The organism is Bordetella muralis (assembly GCF_054781015.1).
On the sequence record NZ_BAAGVF010000006.1, the window covers coordinates 1,189,176 to 1,207,429 of the forward strand.

Sequence of the window (18,254 nt, forward strand, 5' to 3'; positions counted from 1 at the left end):
CCCTTGATCAGGGGATGACGCCCGCCGCCGTTCCAGTGTGCGCTCTACATCAGTATTTTCTACATTTTCTCGATATGCGCGCCCTCTACAATCTCCGCATATTTCCGCATTTCACTTTTGAAGAAATCCTTCGTGCGATCAGGCGGCATAAGTTTAATAACGTTACCCTGAGTCGTCATGGCCGCCTTGACCTCTGGGGTGTTGAACGCCTCAGTAAAGGCCCGGTACACGCGTTGCACATTTTCCGCGGGCAGCTTTGCCGGCCCGACGACGGCGATCCAACCTTCGACGTTGTAATTGGACATTCCCTGCTCGCGCAGGGTGGGAATATTCGGCAGTGCAGTGCTGCGCTCGGTGCCACAGTAGCCAATGGCCCGTAACGCACCGCTTTCCAAGTGCGAACGAATCGACGCCACCGACAGCACGCCCAGGTCCACCTGGCCGCTCAACAGATCAGTCACCATGGGGCCTACCCCCTTGTACGGGATATGGCGCGCCTTTGTGCCGCTTTGCAGCAGGAACATTTCTACGGCCAATTGCAGAATGGTGCCATTACCTGACGAGGCGTAGTTGTAGTCATCCGGATGCGCTTTCAAGAGCGCAATCAACTCGGGCGCGGTCTGGGCGTTGATCCGTGCAGGATTGGTGACCAGCACCAGGGGTGATGTGCCCACCACTGAGATCGGGGTGATGTCGGCCAGCGGATCGAATGGCAGGGACTTGTATACGCTGGGAAAAATCACATGGTTGTTCGATACTACGCTGAGCGTATAACCGTCTGCGGGGGACCTCACCAATGCGGAGGTGCCTACGATGCCACCGGCGCCTGGTTGATTCTCCACCACTACGGTATGTCCGAACGCGCGCGATAGCGCCTCCGAGGCACTGCGCGTAATGGTATCGACGCCCGAGCCGACACCCACCGGCAAAATGAATTTGATCGGCCGATCGCTTTGGGCACGCAGCAGTCCGGGCGCAGCCAAGGCAGCCAGGCCCGCCCCCATATGCATCAGTATCTGGCGGCGCGACCATCCGGTTTGCTGCGTAGAACAGAGATTGTTCGCGAGTTTGATGCCGTTATCGCCGGTTTTATTCAGTATGTCTTTTGATTTTTTCATGTCACCTCCGTCGTTTTTCAACCCTGCCGTCCTCTCTATCGAAGGATCTTGCCACCCTACGGCTGGCAGGGCCCTGCCCTATGTGCCCATTCACTGAGCAAAAGCTTATCCCACAGCCTTTCGCGCTTTGAGCTCGGCGATTTTCTGTTCGTCGTACCCGAGATCGGTCAACAACTCGGTCGTGTGTTCTCCCTGTCTGGGTGGGTCCAGTCGTACGCCCAGACGCTGGCCATCCAGCGTTAGCGGAAATAGCGTCGTGCGGGTCATTTCACCAGCACGATCACCGTCCGGCAGACGGATTTCCGCTAAACCGCCCGTCGCGCGCAGATGCGGATCGTCATAGAGCTCTTCGGGTTTCACAATGGGTGCAAAAGGCAGCCCTTGCGCTTCGAAAATCGCAGAGAGCTCACTGGCGCTATAGTTTTTCAGACGCTCGCGCAGTTCAGGCAATAACGTGGGTCGCGCAATGACGCGATCATTATTAGTGGCCAGGTGCGCAGCGGATTTCAAATCATCAAAACCAAATGCATCGCAAAACGTGCGCCATTGCGCGTCACTGACTGCCGCCAGGAAAATCTGCTCATCGTCTTTCACCGTAAAGACGTCATAGAGCGCCCAGGCGGAGATACGCTCCGGCATGGGTGATGCCGCCTTGCCCGTGATCGCATACTGCAGCATATGCTGGCCGACCAGGAACACGTTGTTTTCAAACAGAGCCGACTGCACCTCCTGGCCGCGCCCGGTGATACCGCGCTGGATCAATGCGGCCATCGCACCGATCGCGCCGAACATCCCGCCCATGATGTCATTGACACTGGTGCCTGCGCGCAAGGGGTCGCCCGGCCTGCCGGTCATATAGGCCAGTCCGCCCATCATCTGCACCACCTCGTCCAAGGCAGTGCGCAATTCGTATGGGCCTGGCAAAAAGCCCTTGTGGCTCACGTAAATGATGCGGGGATTCACGCGATTCAGGGACGCGTAGTCCAGGCCATATTTGGCCATCGTGCCCGGTTTGAAGTTCTCGGCCACGACATCGGCGCTGGCCGCCAAACGGCGCGCTGCCTCGGCGCCCTCGGGATCGTGCAGATCGAGCTCGATGCTTTTCTTGTTGCGATTGAATAGCGGGAAAAACCCTGCGCCCGCGCCCAGCAAATGGCGCGTACGGTCACCGCCCACGGGCTCGACTTTGATGACTTCTGCACCCAGGTCGGCCAGCACCATGCCGCACGTTGGGCCCATGACCATGTGCGTAAACTCGACGACACGCAGCCCTTGCAGCGGCAATGCACGTGGCGCCGCCTGGCGACCGTCCGCCGACGATGTCACTGCGTCAGAGCCGGTCGCATCGTCACGTGATGCCGTCGTACCGGACGACGCTGCCATGTCAAAGGATGAAGTGCCACTGGGTTGCTGCATGTCTATTTCCAAAAAATTGTTGGCTCGTCATGATCGCAACGGCGTATCAAATCAACGCCGACGATGCTCGTGCCTGAATTGATGAAGAAAACGCCTGCGCCTGATGCTCAGGAATCCCCGCCCGCCACAACGTACCGTGTAGCGGCTCTCCGGCCAACCAGCCCGCCACCTGCTCGCGCAGCGTAAGCAGACGCGGCAAATCTATGCCTGTCTGGATATGCATGGTCTGCAACATGTAGACGAGGTCTTCAGTCGCAGCATTGCCGCTGGCGCCCGGCGCATGCGGGCAGCCCCCGATACCGGCGAGGCTGGCGTCGTAGCGTTCGATGCCGGTTTGCAATGCAGCAATCACATTTGCCAGCGCTAGCCCCCTCGTATCGTGAAAATGACCGCAGCACAGACGATTCCCCGCTACATCGCGAGCAGCCCTGAACAACGCCAGCACGGAGGCCGGATCGGCATGTCCTACCGTATCGGCCAGACTGACCTGGTCGGCTCCCGCATCGAGCGCATCCTGCAGCAGCGCTAATACGTCATCAGGCTCCACCCTGCCCTGCAACGTACAGCCAAATGCCGTACCGATGCCGACCTCCAAACGCGTACGAGACCCTCTGGCATCTCGCTCTGCACGCATACGCGCCACCTCGGCAATAGCCTCTTTCGGCGTTTTGCGTAGATTTGCCACGCTGTGCGCGTGACTGGCAGACAACGGCATCAACATCATGTCGGCCTGCTCGTCCATCGCCCGCTGCGCACCGATCAGATTGGGCACCAGCACGGATACGAACAACCCCGGCAGCGTCTTGGCAAACCGTACCAGCTCGGCGGTATCCGCCAATTGCGGCAACAGGCGCGCAGGAACAAAGGAGCCGACCTCGATTTCCCGTTGTCCCGCGTCATAGGCGGCGCATATCCATTGTTGCTTTTGCTGTGTCGGCAGGACGAGCGAGATGCTTTGCAGTCCATCGCGCAATCCCACCTCACGCACGACTGCGCGGGCGGGCCAGGGTGATGCCGTGGCACTGCGGGAAACGGTTGAGTCCGACTGCGGCAATGGCGCAGACGACTGCCCTGCCTGTGGGTTGCGGGTATGTCGGGTCATGAGGCTGTAACACCGTAATCGAAACGGTCTCAGTTTAGATATTCCTCAAAATTAAAAAAGTGGTAATTTGGAACCCTAAAAGTTCCAAAGCAGAATATCTATAACGATCCCACCATGCGCGACCTGGACATCACCACCCTGCGCCTATTCGTACGCGTCTGCGAAACGCGCAACATTGCCCGCGCGGGCGAGCAATCCAATATTGTCGGCTCGGCCATCAGTAAACGGCTGGCCCAGCTCGAAGAAACGGTAGGAGTACGGCTCCTGACGAGGCGGCGCCATGGCGTCGAGCCGACCGTGGCCGGCCAGACCTTGCTCGAACACGCCCGCGACATGCTGGCCAGTGCGGAACGGATCGATCGGGATATGTCGGCGTATGCGTCCGGTATACGCGGTAATGTCCGCATTTTGGCGTCGGCCTCGGCGTTGGCAGAGTCACTCGCCGAGGACATCGCCGTGTTTCTGCAGGACCCGCAACACCGCGACATCAAGATCGAGCTCGAAGAACGCGTGACCCGAGATTTGATACGCGGGATACGCGATGGCGTAGCCTCGCTAGGTATCTGTTGGGACGCGGCGGATTTTGATGAACTGCAGACCCGGCCTTATCGCAGCGACCGTCTGGCCATCGTCGCCCATCCCTCCCATCCGATCGCGGCGCATCACACTATCAGTTTTGCCGAGACGCTCGACTACGAACACGTCAACATGCCGCCGGCCAGTGCTGTCCTGCTCATGCTGCAACAGGCGGCCTCTCGCGCCGGGAAAATACTGCGGCACCGCGTCACAGTCTCGAACCTGGACTCGGCTTTTCGGGTGGTGCGCGCCAACCTCGCCATCAGCGTATCCCCACGAGAGATTGCCGAGCCTTATGCCAGAGCGAACGGATTGCGCATTATCGATCTGACCGATGACTGGGCCTATCGGCGCTTTGCCTTAGTCACGCGCGACGAAGCCTCGCTATCTGGCGCAGCCCGCTTGTTGTTGACGCATCTGGAGCAAGCCGCCAAAACGCCATTGAACGAGCCGGCTCCATAACGTCGCTCGATCAGAACAATGGACAGTATGGATGCTGTTGAATGATCACGGGCCGGCTCGCTCCTGTCCCGATGATCACGCCGGAGTTACTGCGAACACCCGCAGCGGCGATCCCGATCCGTTCTGAATCTTCAACGGCGCAGCCACAATCAATGCTCCGCGTGCGGGCAACTGATTCAGGTTGGTCAGGCACTGCAAACCCAATTTGTTCGCACCGTGCATCAGCGTATGGCATGGGAAAGGCATCGGCCACGCATAGGATTGACCCGCATCAGTATTGATCGTCTCGACCCCGAATCCTCGCACATTGCGCGCATCGATCAGCCATTGGACAGCTTCCTGTGACGGGCCGGGTGTGTGGGCGCCGTCTTCGCGCACGTTCAAAAAGGCGGCCGCATCAGGCATACGTTTATGCCAATCCGTGCGTAGCAACACCCATTCGTCTTCGCCTATCCGTCCGTGCTGACTTTCCCACTGCTGCAGAAACTCCACCGTCAGCACAAAATCCTCGTCTTGCGCCGCCTGAGCACTGGCGTCGATCACACACGCCTGCCCGACAAAGCGCTGGGGATCCATCGTCTCGACGGTATTCGAGGGATAGTCCTTTCCCGTGACCCAATGCACGGGGGCATCCAGATGGGTGCCGGTATGTTCGCCACAGGTGAAGTTATTCCAGTACCAACCCGGGCCGGCCTCGTCATACTGAGAGATGCGTTCGATCTTGAATGCGCTGACCTGGGCAAACTGTGCAGGCAGCTGCAGGGCGGGAAACTCGGGCGACAGCGTGTGCGTCAGATCGACGATACGCAACGCCCCGCTCGCGACGTCCTGGGCGAACTGCGTCATTGAAACGGTCATGTTGAACTCCTATCCAAATATCTGCGATTCGTCTGCTCATGGGCCCGCATCATCGGCGCACGCACGAACTGAAAAAAAACGGCGTCACGTTGCCCCCAACGCGCTCGCCACGTGAAAACCGGATGTGCCTCCCAGCCCTGGCCCCGGATGCGTGGACGCACCAATGTGCCATAGCCCCTGCACTGATGTCGAGTGATTGCGATTCACGCGAGAGGGACGCCAAAAGAAGGATTGATCCAGGCCACAATCCCCGCCATAGGGATCGCCGCCAACCAGGTTGATATTCATCGCCGCCAGATCTGCCGGCGACAACACGGCACGCCCCAACAGGCTGCGACGCAGATTCGGGATATGCTGCGCCAACGTGTCGATGATGCGATCGGCATACGCCTCGCGCAATGCAACGGTCCAGTTTCCCGGCTCGGGAATCGTCAGCGCGCCTAATGCGTCGTCCACTGGATGACGCGGGCATTCCGGCAGTTGCACCCACAAAATATGTTTGCCGAGTGGCGCCCGAGTTGGGTCCAACACGGTCGGCTGCGCCACGCAAATCGTCGGCGCAGCGGGCAGCAGACCCCGTTCGGCCTCGTTCACCGCCCTGGACACCGCATCGACACCGCTGGTGATGTGAACATAGCCGACGTCTCGTAAAGCCTCGACGTTCCACTGTGGCGCCTCGTCCAAGGCCAGATGAATCTGCATGTTGCCTTTGCCATAGCGCCAGGCCCGTGCCTCGGCCCTCACTGCGTCAGGCACCTCAGCCTCGTCCAACAGGCGCCCATACAACTGGGTCGGGGTCACGTTGCACACCACGTTGGCCGCACGGTAGACGCGGCCATCGGCCAACGCCACCCCGGCCGCTCGGTCCTGTTCCACGCACACCTTGACGACATCGGCCTGTGTTTCAATCGCGCCGCCCGCGTCACGGATCAACCGTTCGAACGCCCGCACCGTATTGGCGTTACCGCCTTTTACGATAGGCAAACCGACTCCCTCCAGTGTCATCGCCACGACCTGCGCCATCAATGAGGACAGCGGTGCATCCGGGCTCAGACCGCAGTGCAGCACCCACGGCGCCAGCAATGCCGCCGTCAAATCGGATTTAAAGTCCTGACGCAACCATGACGACGCAGGGGTAAGTGATCTGCCCATAAATCCGACCAGATGACGTGGCCCCTGCTTCCAGGCCACCCCTGCTACGGTGCGCAGCGTCTTCAAGCGCCACAACGCATTGCCGAGCAAGCCAAAGACCAGCGGTGCGTTCGCCTGCACGTTGGCCAGCGCCGCTGCGTACGCTTGCCCGTCGCCGGCGTGTGCCTGTTCGAATGCCGCCCGATTTTGTTCGTGCGACGTCGACAAAGTCAGATGCCGGCCATCCGGCAGCAATACCGCCGTCGGCTGCGATGTGTTGCAGTATTCCAGCCCGGCTTCGTGCAGCGCCTTTCCCAGCGCGGCATACGCTGGCCCCACCATGAACAGCGGATGAGCAGTCGACAAGGTGTCATGGTGAAAGCCGGGCAAGGTCAACTCGTCGGTCCGGATGCAGCCGCCCAATTGCGCCTCGCGCTCCAGCATCAACACCCGGCGGCCGCTGCGCGCGAGCAGCGCCGTGCACACCAGGGAATTTATGCCGCTGCCTACGACGATGACATCGAATACAGGATCAGAGGATGGCGCCATCAGAGGTTCCGAAAATCCCCGGCGTGATTGCCGAGGCTGAAAGAGACGTTGCGGCCGGCGATGACAGCTGGCCTGATGCCCTCAATCATGGCGTCCTCGATCCAGGCAAACTATCCGCAAAACGCAAAGGGTTATCCAGTTTTGCCCTCACGATGCCATGGCAGCAAGACGCCGTGAGTCCAATTGTGGCGACTGGGCACATTGCGCCTCTTTCAGCGCGCGACCGGTTTGCTTGGGCAGCTCTCCAAAACGCTCACGGTAGTAGGCGGAGAATCGGCCCAAATGTCCAAACCCATACTCCATGGCCACCTCGGTGATGCTGACGGGCAAGCCTGATAACAGACGCTGGCGGGCCGCATCCAGCCGCAGATTGCGCACTAGCGTCATCGGCGCGACACCACGGTGCCGATGACACACGACGTTCAGCGTCCGCGCGGTGACGCCCGCGGCGCGGGCCAGATCTGCCAGCGAAAGCGGCGCAAACAGCCGGCTGCGAATATAGTCCTCCAGCCGGTCCAGTTGCGAGCATTGTCCAGCACGATATCCGGGCGTCACCTCATCGGGCCCGCCATCATCGAACCGCTCGGCGGCCTTCAATACGGTCGGCTGATGGGCATAGACGAATCCTGCCAGTGTTTGCTCGAACTGGTTCAGCCATGCAGGATGCAGCAAGTGCGTATTCCCTGCCGGCAACAAGCTCACCGCCTGCTGCAGCATCCCGATCCAAGGATCAATCAGATCCGCCCGGATTTTGTAGACGGAGTCCGTCCAGTTCGGTTTGGAGCTGCCCGCCAGAGGAACCGCCATGCCGCGATGCGAGCCAGGGGCCTCTCTCGTGCGCTCCTGGCACCAATGGACGCCAGCGGCCAGGCCGGACGGCAGACGGGCGCCGGCCAATGACGCTACGCCATGAGGTGTGTCGCCAGCATCGGCCAAAAGACTATCCGGCAAACGCAAAATGAGTTGCTCGCATCCAGGCTCCCATAGCAAACGTACCGGGCATCCACGCGGGACCACCGCGACCTCGCCAGGAACGACCCGAATACAGGTACCCGCAGACTCGATCTGCACCGCGCCCTTGAGCGGCATCTGCACGAGGGTGAAATCCTCGAACGTCAAGGGCGAAACCTCGACCTCAGTGCCATATTGCAAAATCATCAGGCTGATGCGATTCAGTTCGCGGCGATACAACGAGGCCGACACCTCGCCCGGAAACCACCGTAAGCCGTGGTCAACCAACTGGCGGCTGAGCTGGTATTGCGCGTCTCTGGCCGAACGCGTCTGGAATATCGGGGCACGATAAATCTTAGATAAATCCAGATTCCATCTGACGTCCATCATGCGTTCCCCCCGGATGCATAAAGTCTGAATCAGGCAGCGCGTGCCATGAAACATCCGACGATAACGCTTAGTTTAGCCCTAAACTATTCGTGCAAATCCCTAGTCCGTGTTCCGTGGCGCCGTCTCGAACCAACGTCTGGCGGACATCCCCTGATCGGGACCCAGACAACTGAATCCCCCATCGACGGCCAGATCCGTTCCCGTCATCCACGAGGCCTCGTCGCTGACCGCGAAAACCACCGCTTTGCCGATTTCCTCGCCTCGGCCGACACGGCCCAGAGGATGCAAGGCTGCTCCGACCTGATCGGCCCGCTCAATGGACCCCTGGCTCATCTGCGCCAGCATCGGCGACCAGGTCCAGGCGGGAGAAACCGACAACACCCGAATCCCCGCTGGCGCCAAGGTAACCGCGAAATTCTTGGTGATCTGCAGCAGCGCGGCTTTCGAGGCAGGGTAAATGGCTCGCCCTGCCGCGCCGAATTTGCCGCCGATGCTGCCCATATTGATCACGACGCCGCCACGCGGCATATGTGGTGTGACCATCTGTGTCAGTATGGCCGCCGAGATCAGGTTCACATTCAGGGTGCTGAGCCACTGCTCACGCGTCGAGGCCAGCCCTGCGTCGTCATACGCGGCAGCGCAGTTGACCAGGATATCGATGCGGCCGGCATAGCCGGTTGCGATCTGCACGCAACGGGCCAATGCCGTGTCGTCGGTGATATCGGCCTCTATCGCCACGCCGGCCCCGCCCAGCGAGGCCGCCACGTCCTCGCCGGCCTGCTTGCCCCGCCCCACGACAAAGACTCTCTCGGCGCCCGCAGCGGCGAGCTGGCGGGCCACGTCGGCCCCGAGTCCTTGCGTGCCGCCGGTCACCAGTGCCACTTTTCCCGCCAAGCGGGCGGGGACGTTGCCAGAAATCTGTGCAGGCGCAATGTGCTGCTCCATGATCATTCCTTTTCCGCTGATGCGATCAGCTCTTGAACCGTGGTCACCTGCGCCATCAACGCCATCGATGCCAATGCGGCCTCGTGCGTCGCACGAGCCGCTGCGGCACAGGCATCCGCAACAACAGTGACCTCGTAGCCCGACTCCGCAGCGTCGCGCACAGTGCCTTCGACCACCGAATGCGTGGCAACTCCCGCCGCCATCACACGCACAATGCCATGCGACCTCAGCAGTTGATCCAACGCCGTGCCACGAAACGCACTGATGCTGGTGTGCTTCAAGGCAAACTCACGCCGGCTGCTCAGTGGCGCCAGTGACGGATAAAACTCCGCGCCCCACTCTCCGTCCTTTACCGCACCGAGGGCTTCGGTCCGCAAAAAAATCGGAATATTGCGCGGCATGTCTGCATAGTCGGGCCGAAAGGCGATACGCACATGCACTAACAACCAATCGCGGAGCCTCGCCTCAGCCAACAACGCCGACGCCCGTTCGATCAACGCTGTGCGCACCTCGTCGTCGGCAATCCCCACACGGATCAGCCCGTCGGGATGCAATACCTCGTTCTGATAGTGCAGCGCCAGCAACGCCGTCGGGACTCGGCTCATATAAAGACCTCGAGGTTCGCAAACACGCTATCGCAATTGACCAGATCGACACGTTTGAGACGGATGCGCCATCCTCCCGCTCCATCGCGCACCAACTTGTGATGCACGGTCCCTGCCAGATGCCGCTGTTCGCCGCGCCACTCGGTATGGTGCACGCTGGAACGCACGATCAGATGCCCTGCCGAGTCCAAGCCCTTGACCGCCACGTTGCCCACCAGATGCGAACATCGCGTAGGTGGCTGCTGCGACCAGTTGCGGGCGTTGCTCAATCGCTTGACCCGCACCTCGCGCAGCATTTTGTCTTCCCAGAACAACGACACCTGTTCAAAGGGATTCGCCTGGTGTTCAAACCGGGGAACCCAGTACCGGCCATCCTCGTCCCACAACGCGAGCCACGCCTCAAAATCCCGGTCATCCAGATACTGGACTTCCTGGAACAAAAACTGCTCCACACCGCGTATTTCGTCGGCGCTCAACGCGGCGGGCGACACGGGCGTTACCGAGACATCAAAATTACGATCAAGCAACAGCACGGCCCGCTCCTTGGATATGTTCTGATCCGGTCTCCAGCATGTACTGGCGCCATGCCTTGAACTGATTACGCATGGGCAATTCGCTGGTGCCATTGGTGGACACCATGCCATCCGGCAGAACCTTGTCGGTACCCATGTAGCGATGCAGGCTGACCCAATCGCCCCCGTCGGTCTGGTTGCCCTCCTGGCAACGCTTGTAGACCTCGACATCATCGGGCATGACATTGGATGAGGGAGAATTGATCACGTTCGCATAGGTCAGCGCCCGGTCAAACACGCCATCCGGCGCACCTTTCAAGCGAAAGGTCTGAATTTCTACCATCGTGCGATTGACCGCCATCGGGCGTATCACACGAAACTGCTGAAACACCGTATGCGGCGAGCCGCTGCCATAGATAATGGTGTTGTGCCGGTTCATCCCCAGGATTTCACGCGCGCGTGTCTCGCCGTGTACCGAGGACAAGGACTCGAAATGCGCGCGCGACACAGGATCACGCGTCGCCGCGGCGGGATCGAAGATGCCCTCCATATAGCCGTGACCATTGTCATAGGCACGCAGTTCCAGCTTTTCCCAGAACTCGTAGGGCTCGCCATTGCCGTCCATGATCAACAGCTCAAACGGCATTTCGCCCAACACCGCGGCCTCGTCGCGCGCTGCCTGAAACGAGGACTCGTGCGTCACCCGTGCATGCATGGTGTCGTGCAGATTCTCGTAAAACACCTTCCAGTTTGAGGGCTGCAGTACGCGGAACACCCCGCCTGCCACCTCGACTTCGCCTATCGGCGAGCGGTCGCACATATTGTCGATCGACGAGATCACACCCCCGAGAAAGCTGCGCAGATCCGGCCCCTCGGCCGACTGGCTCGCAAACACAAAGCCACGATAGCTCTCGACCCGGGCGACTTTCCTCATCGAAAAATCGGGATGCGCAGGATCGTAGCAAGTGCCCTCCATGGCATTCTTTAACGGCACCGCCAATGACTTGCCGTCCAGTTTGTAGGTCCACGCATGGTACGGACAGCGAAAGAACTTGCCGGTATTGCCATCCCCATCGGCCAGCAGCTTGGCGCCCTTGTGCGGACATCGGTTGTACAGCACGTGCACGGCACCGCCTGTACTGCGCACCATGATGACATCCTGATCACCAATTCGTGTCGTGTGATAGTCACCGGTATTGGGCACCTGGCTTTCGTGCCCGACATAAATCCAGGCCTTGCCGTAGATGCGCTTCATTTCCAGGTTAAAGATGTCCGGGTCCGTATATACCCGCTTGTTTACGCTATCCGGCCGGACCAACTCGGCCAGTGCTTCATTGGAAAGCGTCATCGCAATCTCCCAAAAGGTCCAGAGACCTAACACCAGATACCCGACAATCTAGAGACATCCTGGTCCACAAAATAGCCAGAGTTCGCAATCCGGTATCCACGTTTGGCAAAAATGCGCCTCGCTGCACGATACGGACAAGACTGAGCGCGAACCCGCCAAAATCGGATAGTCCGCCGCCACGGGTTTGCGCACAATCTGCACGAGGCTTGGCGACTTCCGCCGGCGTATTGCAGTGCCACAAACCTGGACCCGACACCATGAGCAAAGCTGCCTCCTTTCCACGCGTGCGCGCCACAGCGACCGCTGCCGCCCTGATCGCCAGCCTGGCATTCTGTCCCGCCCAAGCAGAAGACGCCGTCAAAATCGGCCTGCTGACCACGCTGTCCGGCCCCGGCAGCGCGTTGGGCAATGAAATACGCGACGGCTTCAACCTCGCCGTAGAGCATGCAGGCGGCAAACTCGGCGGCGTGCCCGTTGAACTGGAAATCGAGGACGACCACCAAGACCCGCAAACCGCACGCCGCGCGGTCGAGCGCTTTCTCAAACGCGACAAAGTCGATGTGGTGACCGGCGTCGTGTTCTCGAATGTCCTGTTGCCCGTGCTGCCTGAAATCCTGCGCAGCGACACGGTCTATCTATCGGTAAACACAGGCCCCAAAGACTACGCCGGCGCAAAATGCGACCCGCGCTTCTACGCCGTCGCCTGGCAGAACGAAGACATCCCCGCCGCCATGGGCAAATTCGCGACCGAAAAAGGCTACAAAAGCGTCGCCCTCATCGCCCCCAACTACCCTGGCGGACGCGAATCGCTGGATGGCTTCAAACGCCTCTACAAAGGCACCATCGCCGACGAGGTCTACACCAAACTCAGCCAACTCGACTTTTCCGCCGAACTGGCGCAACTGCGCGCCACCAAACCCGACGCCGTATTCCTGTTCCTGCCGGGCGGCCTGGGCGTGAACTTCATCAAGCAGATGGGCGCGGCCGGCATGGACAAGCAAATGGCCATTCTCACCCCGGGTTTCTCTGCCGACGTCGACACCATCCGTGCCGTCGGTGACGCCATGGAAGGCCTGTACAACGCCTCGCAATGGGCCGCCGACCTGGACAACCCCGCCAACAAGAAATTCGTCGCCGACTTTGAAAAATCCTACGGGCGCACACCCACCATGTACGCCGCCCAAGCCTACGACACCGCCATGCTCATCAACAGCGCCGTACGCAAAGTCGGCGGCAAGATGCAGGACAAAGCCGCCTTCAGGCAAGCCCTGAAAGCCGCAGACTTTCAATCCATCCGCGGCAGCTTCAAATTCAACACCAACCAATATCCGATCCAGGACATCTACATGCGCCAAGTCCAGCGCACCGCGGATGGCAAACTGCAAAACAAACTCGTCGGCACCACGCTGACCCAGCACGCAGACGCCTTCGCCGCCGAATGCAAAATGCCTTAACCCCACCAAATGTCCCGCAGCAAATACTGAGCGCATCAATTCTTGAGACGCTGCTAATCTCGAAACGCATCAATCTTGAGACGCTCGAATCTCGAAACGCATCAATCCTGAAACGCAGCGATATTGAGACCCATCTTGAGACGCAGCAATCTCGAGACGCTATGAGTCGAGGCTGTGCAGTGGCCGCGTGAGGGCGCCTTGGGATCGAGCGAGGGAAACCGAAGGAGCGTAGCGACGAGGTTGACGAAGCGGTGTCGGACGCGAAGGCGTCCGACCGATCCCACGAAGCCCTCACGCGGCCACTGCGCAGCCTCGACGTCCAAAAGAACGCCAACGTTACCGCCTTTACCACCCCAACAACAACCGACTCTGCACCGTCGATTAGCGGCCCTAAGGAGGGCATTTCTGTTTTAGGTCATCCTGGCAAAAAAAAAGCCTAGCTAAAAAGCCAGGCCTTTTTCACCTCAAGAGGTAACGCTCACCCCACCCAAACCCGAGCATTACGGAACATCCGCATCCAAGGGCTATAAGCACCACCACTATCTGCGGTCCCCCATTGCTGAGGCGCCCAAGACATCATCACATTACGCGTCACACGCTCAGGGTGCGGCATGATCACAGTAAAGCGTCCGTCCGCAGTCGTCACCGACGTCTGTCCATCCGGACTGCCGTTCGGGTTGAACGGATAAGCCTCCGTCGCCTTGCCATGGTTGTCGATAAACCGCGCAGCGACCAGCACCTTGCCCGCGTCGCCTTGCTTACTGTAGTCCGCATAGCCTTCGCCATGCGCCACCGCCACAGGCACTCGCGTCCCTTCCATTCCCTGGAAGAAAATCGACGGCGACGCAGCCAACTCGACCAGCGACAAACGCGCCTCGTATTTCTCGGATTGGTTGCGCGTGAATCGCGGCCAGAACTCCGCACCAGGAATCATCGGCGCCAATGCCGCCATCATCTGGCAACCATTACACACACCCAGACCAAAGGTATCCGAACGCCCGAAATACGCCGCAAACTGATCCGACAAACGGCTATTAAAGCGAATCGTACGCGCCCAACCTTCACCGGCGCCCAACACATCGCCATAGCTAAAGCCGCCGACAGCCACCAGACCCTGCATCGTGCTCAGATCAATACGGCCCGACAGCAAATCGGTCATGTGCACGTCGACCGCATCAAAACCCGCCGTATCAAACGCCCAGGCCATTTCAACCTGACTGTTGCAACCCTGCTCACGCAAAATCGCAACACGAGGACGCTTGCCCGTCGCGATGAACGGCGCGGCGATGTCCTCTTGCGGATCAAAGGCCACGCGCGGCGACAGACCCGGATCCTTGACATCGTTCCACGTATCCAACTCTGCCTGTGCGCAAGCAGGATTATCCCGGCGCGACATGATCTGGTAGCTGACATCGCTCCACGCACGACCCAGATCGGCACGCGGCTCGCTCCAGATCTTTTTACCGTCACGATAAAACTCGACCGTGTCGGTATCGTTCAGCCCGCCAATCACATGCGAATGCGCCGACAAACCCGCGCCGCGCAGAACCTGCATCACCGCATCGCGCTCGGATGCGGGGACTTGGATCACCGCGCCGGCTTCCTCGGTAAAGAGTGCCTTGAGCGTCAGCTCATCACGTTGCACCGCGACCTGCTCGGGACGGATCTTGTAATCGCCCCAATCCGCCGAGTTTGCATCAAAGGTCAGCATGTCCAGGTTGACCGAAATCCCGGTGCGGCCGGCAAACGCCATTTCGCACAAGGTTGCAAACAGACCGCCGTCGGAACGATCGTGATACGCCAACAACACGCCGGCCTCGGCCAACGTGCGAATCGTCACGAAGAAAGCGCGCAAATCCTGCGGCTCGTCGATATCCGGCACGCTTTCGCCCACCTGGTTGTAGGCCTGCGCCAGGATAGAGCCGCCCATGCGATGGCGGCCACGCCCCAGATCGATGACGATCAGCACGCTGTCGCCCACCTCGGCCCGCAACTGCGGCGTCAGGCTGGCACGCACGTCGCCGACCGGCGCAAACGCCGTCACGATCAACGATACAGGTGCCACGACCTGGCGATTTTCACCGTCCTGATTCCACGATGTCTTCATGGACAAAGAGTCTTTACCGACCGGAATCGAAAGCCCCGTGGCCTGGCACAGTTCACTGACCGCAGACACCGTGTCATACAAGGCAGCGTCCTGACCGTCGACACCGCACGCAGCCATCCAATTGGCCGACAGCTTGATGTCCTCCAGGCGTGCCACATCGGCAGCAGCCAGGTTGGTCAGCGCCTCGGCAACAGCCATACGGCCCGATGCCGGCGCATTCAGCACCGCCAGCGGCGTGCGTTCGCCCATCGCCATGGCCTCGCCACGGAAACCCTCGTAATCGGCCAACGTGACCGCGCAATCCGCCACCGGGATCTGCCATGGTCCAACCATCTGGTCACGGCTGGACAACCCACCCACCGTGCGGTCACCAATGGTGATCAAGAACGATTTGTTGGCCACCGTCGGATGACGCAGCACGCGATAAGCCGCCTCGGTCAAGTCGATGCCCACCAGGTCCAAGGGCTCCGACACGCCAGGCAAGCGCTGCACATCGCGCGTCATGCGCGGAGGCTTGCCCAGAATCACATCAATCGGTACGTCGACTGGCCGTGCATTGGTGTCGCCCGCGGCCGCAGCGTCCACAACCGCCGCGCTCTCACCGACCGCAGCCGTATCCACACCCGGCAGGCCTTCGCCATCCACCACACGCAATTGACGCTCTTCGGTCGCCACGCCCACCACCGCATAGGGGCAACGCTCACGACGCGCGATCGCGTCGAAACGCTCCAGATCCTGCGGCAAGATCGACAGCACGTAGCGCTCTTGCGACTCGTTGCTCCAGATTTCCGCCGGCGACAGACCGGACTCTTCCAGCGGCACACGCTTCAAATCGAACACCGCGCCACGGCCGGCATCATTGACCAGCTCGGGGAACGCGTTGGACAGGCCGCCCGCGCCCACGTCGTGAATCGCCAGAATCGGATTGTTCGTACCTTGCTGCCAGCAACGATCGATGACCTCTTGCGCGCGACGCTCGATTTCCGGGTTGCCGCGTTGCACCGAATCAAAGTCCAGCTCGGCGGAGTTGCTGCCCATGCTGATACTGGATGCCGCGCCGCCGCCCATCCCGATACGGAAACCCGGGCCGCCCAGCTGGATCAGCAAGGCACCAGGAGGAATGATTTCTTTCTTGGTCAGCTCGGCATCGATACTGCCCAGACCGCCTGCGATCATGATGGGCTTGTGATAACCCCAGCGCGTATCGCCCGCGGTTTGCTCATACGTCCGGAAATAACCCAACAGATTCGGCCGGCCGAATTCGTTATTGAACGCCGCACCGCCGATGGGACCATCAATCATGATGGACAGCGGCGACGCGATACGGTCGGGCAAGCCGTGATGATCGGCTTCCCAGGGCTGCATGGCATCCGGAAAACGCAAATGCGACACGGTAAAGCCCGTCAGACCGGCTTTGGGTTTAGATCCACGGCCCGTAGCGCCCTCGTCGCGGATTTCTCCGCCCGCACCCGTCGCGGCTCCAGGGAAAGGCGCAATCGCCGTGGGGTGATTGTGCGTCTCGACCTTCATCAGGGTATGCACGGTGGCATCGCGCCGCACATAGCGCGCAGCCTCGCTGCCCTGCCCGTCAGACGACGGCACACCGGCTTGGAAACGTTGCGCGGCGCCGCCTTCCATGACGGCTGCGTTATCCGAATACGCAATGACCGTGCCCTGAGGCTGGGCCTTGTGCGTAGCGCGGATCATGCCGAACAGCGTTTCCGACTGCGGCTGGCCGTCAATCACCCATTGGGCGTTGAAAATCTTGTGGCGGCAATGCTCGCTATTGGCCTGGGCGAACATCATCAGTTCCACGTCGGTAGGATCGCGCCCCAGGCTGGTGAACGACTGCGCCAGGTAATCGATCTCGTCCTCGGACAGCGCCAAGCCCAATGTCGTGTTGGCCTCGACCAGAGCATCGCGCCCCTGGGCCTGCACGGCGACCGTGCGCATGGGCTTGCCTGCCAGGGTCTGAAACAGCGCCTGACCGTCAAAATCCGCTCCCACCACTGTTTCCGTCATGCGGTCGTGCAAGCAATCGGCCGCACGGGCCAACATCGCATCATCCAGCGTTTTCGCGCCCAGCAGGCCGCGCTCGGGCACCAGGAAATAACGCACGCCGCGCTCAATACGCCGCACCGCAGCCAGGCCACAGTTGTGGGCGATATCGGTCGCCTTGCTGGCCCACGGGGAAATCGTACCCAGGCGGGGGATCACCAGCAGTGTCAGGCTCTTGGCCGGCGCCTCGCCGGCTACGGGGGTGCCGTAGTCCAGCAACTGCGTCAATTGCTGCTGCTGGGCGTCATCCAGGGCGGTATCCGTGCTGATGAAATGTTCGTAGCGGGCGGAAACGTCTGCGACAGGCAGGCCCGCCTCTTGCAGCTGTGCCAGGAGACGCTCGCGGCGAAAGGCGGAAAGGACAGAAGAACCGGGCAAATGCTGGACGAGAGACACGATGCGGGCGCCGTTTGGAAAGTGGAAAGAAGCAAAACAGGCATTTTACCTTTTCAGGGATTTCCGGAGCGAATCCCCCTAAAGTTATGCAGAAACCCTCTCATGCCGGAGTTACAAAATAATTCAAAATCACGCCACCCCCTGATGCCGCTATGCAGCAAACGATCACCGCCCCTGGAAGATCGGCCAGAAAATCTCCTCTCCTGAGGCCAAATCGCGGGTAATTTCCGTGCCGCAACATGTTGCGAAAGCCCTTCATCCACGGGAAAACACGCA

The 18,254-nt window shown here is 60.3% G+C and carries 13 protein-coding genes; 2 read left to right on the forward strand and 11 right to left on the reverse strand.

All coding sequences use genetic code 11. From position 1 onward, the window contains the following. Positions 1 to 59: 59 nt before the first annotated feature. The 3 genes from ACYVIT_RS16405 to ACYVIT_RS16415 form a co-directional block, all read right to left on the reverse strand. On the reverse strand, positions 60 to 1,118 hold the full coding sequence (locus ACYVIT_RS16405) for a tripartite tricarboxylate transporter substrate binding protein (protein ID WP_415805835.1): 1,059 nt from the start codon (positions 1,116 to 1,118) through the stop codon (positions 60 to 62). A gap of 105 nt (positions 1,119 to 1,223) precedes the next feature. Next, positions 1,224 to 2,363 (reverse strand): CaiB/BaiF CoA transferase family protein, encoded by a 1,140-nt coding sequence (locus tag ACYVIT_RS16410; protein ID WP_415806030.1) that lies wholly within the window; start codon positions 2,361 to 2,363, stop codon positions 1,224 to 1,226. A 217-nt stretch (positions 2,364 to 2,580) separates the two neighbouring features. After that, a complete protein-coding gene (locus ACYVIT_RS16415) occupies positions 2,581 to 3,636 on the reverse strand; it encodes a hydroxymethylglutaryl-CoA lyase (protein ID WP_415805836.1) in 1,056 nt (351 codons plus the stop codon). A 114-nt stretch (positions 3,637 to 3,750) separates the two neighbouring features. Between ACYVIT_RS16415 and ACYVIT_RS16420 the strand changes: the two genes are divergently transcribed. Continuing rightward, complete coding sequence (locus tag ACYVIT_RS16420) at positions 3,751 to 4,674, forward strand: LysR family transcriptional regulator (RefSeq protein WP_415805837.1); 924 nt, start codon at positions 3,751 to 3,753, stop codon at positions 4,672 to 4,674. A 75-nt stretch (positions 4,675 to 4,749) separates the two neighbouring features. On the opposite strand, the gene ACYVIT_RS16425 is transcribed toward ACYVIT_RS16420, so the two are convergent. The 7 genes from ACYVIT_RS16425 to ACYVIT_RS16455 form a co-directional block, all read right to left on the reverse strand. Beyond that, positions 4,750 to 5,532, reverse strand: a complete 783-nt coding sequence (locus ACYVIT_RS16425) for a cyclase family protein (RefSeq protein ID WP_415805838.1) — start codon at positions 5,530 to 5,532, stop codon at positions 4,750 to 4,752. 84 nt (positions 5,533 to 5,616) lie between these two features. After that, positions 5,617 to 7,212 (reverse strand): phytoene desaturase family protein, encoded by a 1,596-nt coding sequence (locus ACYVIT_RS16430; RefSeq protein WP_415805839.1) that lies wholly within the window; start codon positions 7,210 to 7,212, stop codon positions 5,617 to 5,619. A 147-nt stretch (positions 7,213 to 7,359) separates the two neighbouring features. After that, on the reverse strand, positions 7,360 to 8,553 hold the full coding sequence (locus ACYVIT_RS16435; RefSeq protein WP_415805840.1) for an AraC family transcriptional regulator: 1,194 nt from the start codon (positions 8,551 to 8,553) through the stop codon (positions 7,360 to 7,362). A 99-nt stretch (positions 8,554 to 8,652) separates the two neighbouring features. Further along, entirely contained in the window at positions 8,653 to 9,498 is an 846-nt protein-coding gene (locus ACYVIT_RS16440) for an SDR family oxidoreductase (RefSeq protein ID WP_415805841.1), read from the reverse strand. A gap of 2 nt (positions 9,499 to 9,500) precedes the next feature. Next, positions 9,501 to 10,103, reverse strand: coding sequence for a cysteine hydrolase family protein (locus tag ACYVIT_RS16445; RefSeq protein ID WP_415805842.1), 603 nt, complete (start codon positions 10,101 to 10,103; stop codon positions 9,501 to 9,503). Further along, the gene (locus ACYVIT_RS16450) at positions 10,100 to 10,636 is read right to left on the reverse strand and encodes an aromatic-ring-hydroxylating dioxygenase subunit beta (RefSeq protein ID WP_415805843.1); all 537 of its coding nucleotides are present in this window, start codon (positions 10,634 to 10,636) and stop codon (positions 10,100 to 10,102) included. The genes ACYVIT_RS16445 and ACYVIT_RS16450 overlap by 4 nt, the downstream gene beginning before the upstream one ends. Next, entirely contained in the window at positions 10,623 to 11,963 is a 1,341-nt protein-coding gene (locus ACYVIT_RS16455) for an aromatic ring-hydroxylating dioxygenase subunit alpha (RefSeq protein WP_415805844.1), read from the reverse strand. Before ACYVIT_RS16455 ends, ACYVIT_RS16450 begins: the two co-directional genes overlap by 14 nt. A gap of 257 nt (positions 11,964 to 12,220) precedes the next feature. Here ACYVIT_RS16455 and ACYVIT_RS16460 point away from each other — a divergent pair, with 257 nt between their 5' ends. Beyond that, positions 12,221 to 13,417, forward strand: coding sequence for an ABC transporter substrate-binding protein (locus ACYVIT_RS16460; RefSeq protein ID WP_415805845.1), 1,197 nt, complete (start codon positions 12,221 to 12,223; stop codon positions 13,415 to 13,417). A gap of 478 nt (positions 13,418 to 13,895) precedes the next feature. On the opposite strand, the gene purL is transcribed toward ACYVIT_RS16460, so the two are convergent. Continuing rightward, positions 13,896 to 17,978 (reverse strand): phosphoribosylformylglycinamidine synthase, encoded by a 4,083-nt coding sequence (gene purL / locus ACYVIT_RS16465; protein WP_415805846.1) that lies wholly within the window; start codon positions 17,976 to 17,978, stop codon positions 13,896 to 13,898. Positions 17,979 to 18,254: the final 276 nt, after the last annotated feature.